Origin of the sequence: Rheinheimera baltica DSM 14885 (genome assembly GCF_000425345.1) — a bacterium.
Classification (GTDB): Bacteria; Pseudomonadota; Gammaproteobacteria; order Enterobacterales; family Alteromonadaceae; genus Alishewanella; species Alishewanella baltica.
The window spans coordinates 1-8,988 of record NZ_AUDG01000086.1 but is presented as its reverse complement, the minus strand read 5'-3'; the positions used below and the strand labels follow the sequence as shown (position 1 = coordinate 8,988).

Genomic DNA, 8,988 nt, shown 5'->3' with positions numbered 1-8,988 from the left:
ACTTCCAGCTCTATTTCACCATGCACAGAGCGCACAGTTTTACTGGTTTTACCGTTGCGGGAATTACCGGTTTTTTTACCGGCCGGGTCATGTTTGGCGTAACCAAGATGGTGTTCCATCTCAGCTTCAAGGGCTCGTTCAGCAAGCTTTTTGGTCAACTGGCGCAATAGGCCTTGCTCGCCCATCAGATCTTCAGGAGATTTGCAGTCAGCTAACAGCTGATCCAGTAATTGGTCTGTAATTGGCATTCTTTATCCCTTCTAAGGAGTTAGATAGAATGCCACTTACACAGTTTTTTTTACAGACTCTTGTATCACTTTTATCTACGTTCCAAGCTTATTTTTAAGTATGCCAACTTCTATTTTATGGCCGATAGCCGACACTACTATAAAAAATACGCAGTGACCGCTATCGGCACAGGCTGTGTAAAAACTCGTTTTTTGCAGCAGCTCAGTATTATCCTCAGCCACTGACGTAAGAATATCTCTGAAGTAGACAGTATACACTCAATTAAACATTTGCCGTTGGGCTAGTATGCATTTCAGCCCATCGATTAATTAGCACCGCTACACAGGGATTTCCAGCTAGTTGGTTCATTCGAACCCAGTCAACATCTAAAAGATCTGCAAGAAGCTGAAAATCAAGTTCACCTTGTAAACAATGCCATTGGCGTATGCTTGGCTGCCTTTTTAGTTGGGCCTTGGGGGAAGCTAGCCCCCCCACAACAAAATATCCTTTTTCTTTGTCGTACCATATGCGCTGAATGCCAGGTATGTTACTCATCCAGCGTTTGATGTCGTTTAAAGGCTTATCAAAGTATCGGGATAACAAGGTATCTAAACTACCACTGATTGATGTGTCTTTTTTCTTACCTCGCTTATCTAACCAACGCTGAATAACCTCTTTTTTCACCTCATAGTAAGTTACCTTTGCTTCATTTTTCTGATGCAGAATGACTAATTGCTCCCGCCAAAGCTCAAGTAATTCAGGTAATTCACTTTCAAAACGTATTGTTGCCTTTTGGCTGGACAACACACCATCATCACTCAATTCTTTGACAATATTGAGCAATACTTCAATATCAGGAAGTACCCAATCCATCAACGGATAAGGCTTCTGTTTCTTGGATAAATCCGAAAACGCATCTTCCATACCTAGTGGCAATACATTCGTTTGGTCATATGATGGATCTTGCATCATGATTGACACTTGTGCGTCTTCAGCTCTACTCAAAACAAGCGTAATTCTTGCCGCAAATCGCCGTTGTTTATCAACTTCCGAACCGTAGTAATCCATTACAACATTCTGCCGATAGTTATAGGGCCAATTCTCATTCATTAAAGTTAGCAAGTCATCAACAGATGTTTCGAAATTGGACAGGTACTCATTCGTTTTCGAAGTCATTTCAGAATCAGTGGGGTCGAAGGGAATCAATACCGGTCTGTCGTTTGAAACTGTAAACAAATAACCATCAGTAATTACGATGGTTGATTCGTTTAAACAAGCGCGTTGCAATGGCAAAACCTGAGAAATAGGTCTATCCAAGTCAATAAGTAAACGTTTGAGCTCTAACTCTTTAAGTACCACTTCAAGCTTTCGAATAATCGCTTCTCTGTATGCTTTGGTATCCAGCAAGTTATAACTGTAATTGTAATATTCGCTTTCAGGTGCAACGTATAACTTTATCGGGTCTTCGTCTCTTTTTGACTCGATCAACAACCCATTTTCGACTGAATCTCCAGTTACATCATGAGGATTGACGTTGATATGTTGAACTGCACACCGTCCAACTAGCGACTTCGTAAGTGGATAGCGATCATATTCGATACCTTTTTCTTGATCTAGAAAAATCAAAACACGGTCCGAACACTCAAGTTTTATTTTTCCAAAATCATTTGGTCCAATGTCCTCTAGTAAATCCCATGAAACACATACTCCTTTTTGTGCAATTAGCGATTTAAACAAGTCTAAAATTTCTTCACATGCAACAACAGCATTTACTCTTAGGTCTATAACCTTGATTTTTCCTGATATTTCAATGCTTGGGAAAGATGACTTAGCCTTATTTGCTTTATGCTTTGTTTTCAAAGTTAAGGGTTGGAGATGTAATGTTTTAGCTGAAAGTTCAAAACCATAATCACGCGCAAAACGGATAAACTCATCTTGAACAGGTTTTAACACCATAGGCCAACTTTGCTCAAACCGCTTTGGTGTAGAAAGATCTAAAAACGGACGCTGTTTACGCGAATTTTTACTTTTTCCGATCTCTTTGAACAGAGTGCCTTTTGGCTTTCTTTCATGGCCTGGATACCACCTGACGAGTACCTTATTTTTGTCATAGACCCATAGAGGCTTCTTAATGCGATCTATATCATCGTCATTAGATAACGGTCTTAATGGAACATTGATATAAAACAGAGCAATCTCAGTGGTATTTCCATCTTTTAACTGCTGAGTTCTACAATCTAGGCTGAGCGCATTGACACCGCCAGCCCAGCTATCTACTTTCAATAATGGACAACCTAAGCTATAAGCACCTTTACAATGACCGCCAAAAGCCCGCAATGAACGCATCATTAGTCGAATCCACACAGGATTTAACACCGGTGAATATTCAACTCGAACTGGAGTAATAGGTTGCAACTCAGCGTCTACAATAGACGGAGGAATATCACTTGAGCTTTGTAAAGCCACATAGAGACCAAACTGATTACCATTTTTTTTCATTAAATAGGCAAACTGCCGACTGTCTAGCTCAGCATCGATACGTTCTTCCCAGGCTTTCTTCTCTTTCCACTGATAGTTGTTATTGAGAAGTGGATAGTGATAAACCACAAATTTGTTGGCTTTATCTGCATCAACCTCGCTATTCAAATAAACCAAATGAGACAGCGGCAACTTCCTCAAATCTTTATTATTATCCATTAACCTTGCTCCCTCATACGCTGCCAAACTATTTTCGAAAACCACTTAAAGCCAGACGTCATTTGATATCCATCGCTCACCAAACAACCTGGTAGAAACAGGATTGAAGCATTCTCAACTTTTACTGGCTCCAACATTTCAGAAAAGCCCGATAAGGAACAATCTTCACCAGTTAATAGGTTCGCGATAACCAAAATGGCATTTTCACCACGGATTTGGCGGATCTTCTCCAGCTTTTTAATTAATCCCAAAGGTGCAAATTCAGGACGTTTACCAGAAGCAAGCCATTGCTCAAAGCCTTCATCCGACTCTTCCAGAGCAGCTATCGACCAAAATTTAGCATCAACAAAAACATCCGCGTTTGCTATCTCAAAATCATATAATTCAAACAACTCATGGTTGTAGACGTCTTGTTTAGTGGTTAGCTGCTTGTCACTCAGCAATGCGCGAATACCCTCCTCACCAATACGTCCTTGTAAAATTCGCTGAATCACAACGGGATGAAATGAGAATTGCTCTTCAATGTCGTTGGCAAACGGCTGAAACGACGTTCGAAAACCTTTACGATTAAACCAATCCGAAATAGCAGGTTGCAGATTAACAACCTCATAAATCGTCTGTGGGTTATACTTAATCAATCCCGATGCACGCTTTGCAAAGAACTGCCAACTTTTTGGGTCGTACCATATTTCACCAGTAACCTTTGTTTCTTTGGGCCGTTCAAAGCACGCCCAACGACACAAAGGCTCAGTAATGCCAAACGTATTGTTATGCGGCATCCATTGGAGATCATGCTGCAATACAGCGCGCCCTAGTTCATGCCAAAGTCCTGAAATATCTTCGATACAACCCTTACCTTGTCGTGCATCTCGGATAGCGGAAACTAACCTATTATCAATAATATCTACCGCAGCAGAGCCATCTTGGGATCGCGTTTTCAATAGGGCAAGAAAGTTGGAAACCGATGCATCTTCGGAATGAGTAAGATCATCAATCAGCTGATTATTAAGGTTTGAAACCCAATTTCGGTTGTTAGTACAAACGGTTAATTGGCCGTAGTTGCGAAGATGACCGGCTACATCATCGCTTAAATGAATGGCGACATGGGGCACATACGTCCAAGCACGTTCAATACGACCAACTTGCTGCTGCACGTCAGCGGCAAGATTCTTAACGTAGTCATTTGTCCCTTTATAGAGCTTGTTTAGCTCCTGGATTTTAGCGACTGAGTTATTCATTAACGGCATAATAAATTGCCGCTGCTGCTTACGAGAAAATTCTGAACGCCTGACTAATTTTTCTAAGTTTCTGAGCTGAAAACCAGCATGAGACATTTCGTCATCATCGTCATTGCTATCCCATGGTGAAAAGTAAAAGTGCTTACTTTCAATAATAAACAGCGACGTCAGATCCATCTGCCCTTGAGAGTCAGGCAAGGAGTAATCCAAATTAATGCCATTGGTAGCGGATGCGGTTTGTGTCATTACCACCACGGTTCGGCCAGAGTCGAACGCCGCTTGATATGCGTGCTCAAATCCTTCTCGCTTTTGTGCTTCAGCATTGAGTAAGCAAATCATCATGGGCTTACCCTTGACAGCCAAAGGAATAAACACATCGTCAAAAGAAGACAATACGCCAGTGGTTAAACGCTCCATTTCAAGCCAATCCGCGCTCATTCTGCTGTTTTCTGCGGTATCACTTATCAACCACTTCCGAAGGTATTTTACTGAGTTAACAAAAGCCAGATGACCTTTATGTTGTGACCCATTCGCTGCTAAATGCAAAACGTGCAGTAATTTAAACAACACAGACTGCCGGTATTCATACTTGTAATCTGAGTGCTCAGCCTCAAAAAATGCAGCATTCAAATGCAGTTTTGCCTCCTGAAAAACTGCCGCATGGATAGCATCATCAAAGTCGTGGATCGTGGTTTTCAGTGTCGAGCGACGCTTTTCAGATTTATCTTTAACCAAAGAGCGGATCACCGCCATTTGTAACTGCTTATCCTCGTCAGTTTGTAAATATGGAATCGGCTTCTTAAACCAATCTTCGGGGCGCTGCTCAAAGCTATCGCCCAAAAAACTCTCGGTACATTGTGGATTGCGAGCCTGAGCCACGTAACGCAAAGCGCTTTCAATCCAGCGTATATCGAAATGACCAATGCCCCTTTCGATATATGAAGTTGCGGATAGTGCAAAAACGAGGTTTCGACTCGATAACGAAACCATTAACCCTTCAGGTGTTGTCGGCAATAGTGCGCGTTTAATCTTGATCCTCAACGGGTCAATATCCGCTTCAGCTTCATCTGTGGTTAATAGCCAGGTTGTTAGGCCAAACATATTCGTCTGAGTATTAGGTAATCGGTTTGATCTACTCAACGCTTCTAACTCAGGCAAGCTAGTGCGAGGCAAGGAGAACAGCGATAAACTGGGTAACGCTGTGCTGTAGTAGGATGGTCGATAGTCATTCGCTGGATCAAACAGCAATCGGTTTAGCCGAACGAGATACTCATAGGCTTCGGACTCATCGGTCGCGAACTGTGACAACAACAAACTGAAGCGTCTGATATATTTCTCCATCACACGCAAAAAATCACCAGCATCAACCGATACATCATCGCTTTGACCATAACTTTTCACTTCAAAGCCATGAGGTTTTTGCTGTAACTGCAAAGGCTCACTGGTTACTAAGTGATCTGAGCGAAACAGATATTTCTTTTCGAACGGCACACCGGATTCATACTGCTTTAAAGGGATTACCAGCGCCCTAGACTGATTCAGATCGACTCCTTTGCTGGTCAAATCCTCCTCTAGCTCCGCAATAAGCTGTTTAAGCTCACTGTAAAGCTCAGGTATAGGTTCAGCAGTAACAAACTGCATTCGCGCTAATAGGCGCTTACCTCCTTCAAGTAATTGACCAATACACTCAGGCGGCTCTTGCACCATTTGAGACTGGGCAAGTAATGTCTGTAGAATGTCCGCTTGGTAATCAAACTCATCAACAAATACTACCCTTCCGGCCAGTTGGCCGCTCGACATTCTGACTTTCTGTTTACCATCGTAAAAGGAAGCGAACAGCTTCTGCGTTGTTAACACCAGCAAATGTTGCTTATCATCGTGCCAAGCAATCGCCGGGAAAATTCGACGCACCCATTTATTTTCTCTAAATAAACGAAGTTTTTCTTTTGCTTGCTCCGTAAGTTCATGCGTCTTGCCATGGTGCTTACTGGCATACTTCAATGTCTTCTCTAAGGACGACATACACCCAAGTAGCGTGCGCTCGACAAACCCACACAGTTTTCTTAGTTCCTGCTCTTCTCGTTCGAGTAAGATGCCCATCGAATCAGGATTTTTCTTTTTGTACTCAACATTACGGGCGATGGCTGAAACGTTGTGGCAAGCACGAACGAGAGCCTCTTTATCAGCATTAGAACGAAACACTCCTAAGCCATGGATATCCTCAATGGCCTTATAAGGATTAGGCAAGTCAGATTTTTGAACACCTTGTTCATGTGGCAGTGCCCGTTGCGAAACCGCACTAACAACAGTTTCATCCTGAGCATAAAGAATACTAACGAGTAGTGGGTTACCTGAGCTGTCTTTTGCACTCGTGGCACTTTCATAAACGTCATGCAGGATGTTCCAGCGATGGGTGACCAATATGGCCTGCAATCCTTTGGATTTTATAAATTCAAGGCTCGCTGGAATTTTTCCGTCTGGGCTACGATAAAGAGAACTACTTTTGCCACCACCTGTTGGGCCTTGCAACTGGCAAAAGCCAGCAATAGCGTTTTCGTTCTTTGCATTAACCGTTAGAGCAAGTGCCTGATCAATCGTATGAGCAATGATTTGGTTATAAGAAGTCGGTATTGTCTGACTCATCTAAATCCTCGTTAACTTGCTATTCCTTTTGAGTTTCGCCCCTGTTTTAAGAGGGGCGACAAGGTTGGAGACAACACAACACCAACAAATGACTCATTAATTCAATTCAGGCACGATTTCCTGTGACCAACTGTCTTCCATCAGCATTCTGAACGACATACCACCCGAAGCTGCTTCCAACGTAAGTTCGCCAGCATCTACCGCCGTCTTGACGTGCTCAGTTAACAGCTCAAACAATCGGCGCTTGTACTCAGTGTCGTCGTTCCCTTTTAAATGCTCACCCTTGGTTTCCAGTACAGAGAAGCGGAACCTGCCAGAGTTTGGCTGTTCGACGCACACCAACAAGTCAGGATAAACCTTTTGCTTTTGCCAGCCTTGCAGGCTGTACTCGCGTTGATTTACTGCAATACGATGCCACCAATACACAGACTCTTGCTTATCCAAATACCAGGCTGTGTCACGCTCTAAATTGTTCAGCCCATTTTGATAGACCTTTTCGAACAGACTTTTTTCGAGTTCAGATCCATCTTTGCGGCGAAGAACCTGATCATGCTCACTGACGTTAACTTCTAAGGTTTGCGCCAGTTCCCAATTTAGCTTTTCGTTATCTGAAGCGAGTAGACGTAGGGAGATATCACCCTTGTCCAACTTAGATTTGAAAATTTGCTCCGATAATTGCGCAACCTGCTGTTTAATATCTCGCTTCATCTCTTTGAGCAGCTCTAGGCGATTAGTAAACAGCGCTTCCTCTGTAACCCCATTACTACGCAAGGTGTCTAAGGTGTGCGCTAACACCCGCATGGCTTGCCATGGGTTTGGAATAACATCGGTGAGCTGCCTTACCATAAAGGAGATATCTAGACCTGCGATGGGGTCAAACTCGATGTTTTCGTGAACCGGATCGGCCAAGTCCAATTCGCCTTGGTTATCCTTTGACATTTTGTAGTCGATACGGGCAATAGTGCGTTTTAACTTGTCGTCCACTAGCTGGAAGTTATCTGCATTCAAATAAGACAGCGATTCCCAATCTAGGTCACCCAGCACATCCCGTTCATAGTCAAACAAACGGTAGCCGTCTTTGTACCCTGCATCACGGTGTAAAACCCGAGGCAAGAATATTTTAGGTAGGTTACGAAAACGCTCTCTACGCAATAACGTTTCTTTGCTTACCACTGCGGCGGGCTTATTGCCTTCCGAGGCTTTAACCTGATTCGCGACATCTCCCATCCCTTCTTCTTCTAAACCTTGCTTAACACCGGCGACGGCTTCCATCACATCCTGATCAAAGGTGTAGACATAACACTCATCTAAGCTTGCTTTTTGCGTCAATCGCGCATGTGGTTGACGTAGTACACGCCCAATCATTTGGGTGATTGCCGTTTTTGCGGTCATTTTTGACAACACTGTTAACACATAAGCGAAAGGACAATCCCAACCTTCACGCAATGCATCCTTTGTGATGATGTATTTAACGGGGCACATTTCGCTGAGTAAATCATCATCACCCAACTCATCTTTATCAGACGTTTTCAGGCGAATTTCATTCTCATTCACGCCCAGTTTTTCTATCAAATATTCTCGGGCGTCTTCCGCATGCACGAAGGCTGAATCACGCTGGTCTTTTCCTGTTCGCTCAACACGAATAAGCATGATGGGCCGAATATAGCGACCGGTTTCGTTTTGTAGCTGCTCGGTATCCTGTTCAAGCTCAGCAAGTTTAGCGTGCGCTAACGACAAGGTATGCTTCCAATCACTTTTGTCTTCGTTGATTAAGTTGATGGGTAACTTAATCATTTGCTCATCTTTTAATGCTTGCCCAGACACATTCACCAGTACATTTGAGTGATGCTTGCCGTTTGTCAACGGCAATCCAATTTTGACCCACTTACCGCTTAAAACGGTAATCTAAATTTGACCCACCCCTGGCTTCTTTTCAACTTAACGTACTTTCTGCTGCCGGTATGACACCCGCTGTTCTTTTGCCTTTTAACCTATAACTATTTCCGCTGATTTGTACGATATGCGCATGATGTAACAGCCTGTCCAGCAATGCCGCAGTTAAGGTTTGATCATCAGCGAATGCCGTTGACCATTGCGAGAATGGCAGGTTACTGGTCACAATAACACTGCCTTGTTCATAGCGTTTCGCTATCACGTTAAAGAACAGATTGGCTTCATCCCG

5 protein-coding genes are annotated in these 8,988 nt (G+C 43.2%); all 5 read right to left on the bottom strand.

The features are described 5' to 3' along the window. The coding region (locus H595_RS0118680; protein ID WP_027672535.1) for a transposase at positions 1 to 248 on the bottom strand (248 nt) is incomplete at its 3' end. A gap of 262 nt (positions 249 to 510) precedes the next feature. Continuing rightward, positions 511 to 2,925 carry a hypothetical protein gene (locus H595_RS0118675; RefSeq protein WP_027672534.1) on the bottom strand — a complete coding sequence of 805 codons (2,415 nt, stop codon included), beginning with the start codon at positions 2,923 to 2,925 and terminating at the stop codon, positions 511 to 513. Then, positions 2,925 to 6,806, bottom strand: a complete 3,882-nt coding sequence (locus H595_RS0118670; RefSeq protein ID WP_027672533.1) for a hypothetical protein — start codon at positions 6,804 to 6,806, stop codon at positions 2,925 to 2,927. Before H595_RS0118670 ends, H595_RS0118675 begins: the two co-directional genes overlap by 1 nt. 96 nt (positions 6,807 to 6,902) lie before the next feature. Continuing rightward, complete coding sequence (locus tag H595_RS22905) at positions 6,903 to 8,669, bottom strand: DEAD/DEAH box helicase (protein ID WP_205623264.1); 1,767 nt, start codon at positions 8,667 to 8,669, stop codon at positions 6,903 to 6,905. 70 nt (positions 8,670 to 8,739) lie between these two features. Further along, positions 8,740 to 8,988 (bottom strand): ATP-binding protein (locus H595_RS22900; RefSeq protein ID WP_037055364.1); only part of this gene is annotated, 249 nt, incomplete at its 5' end.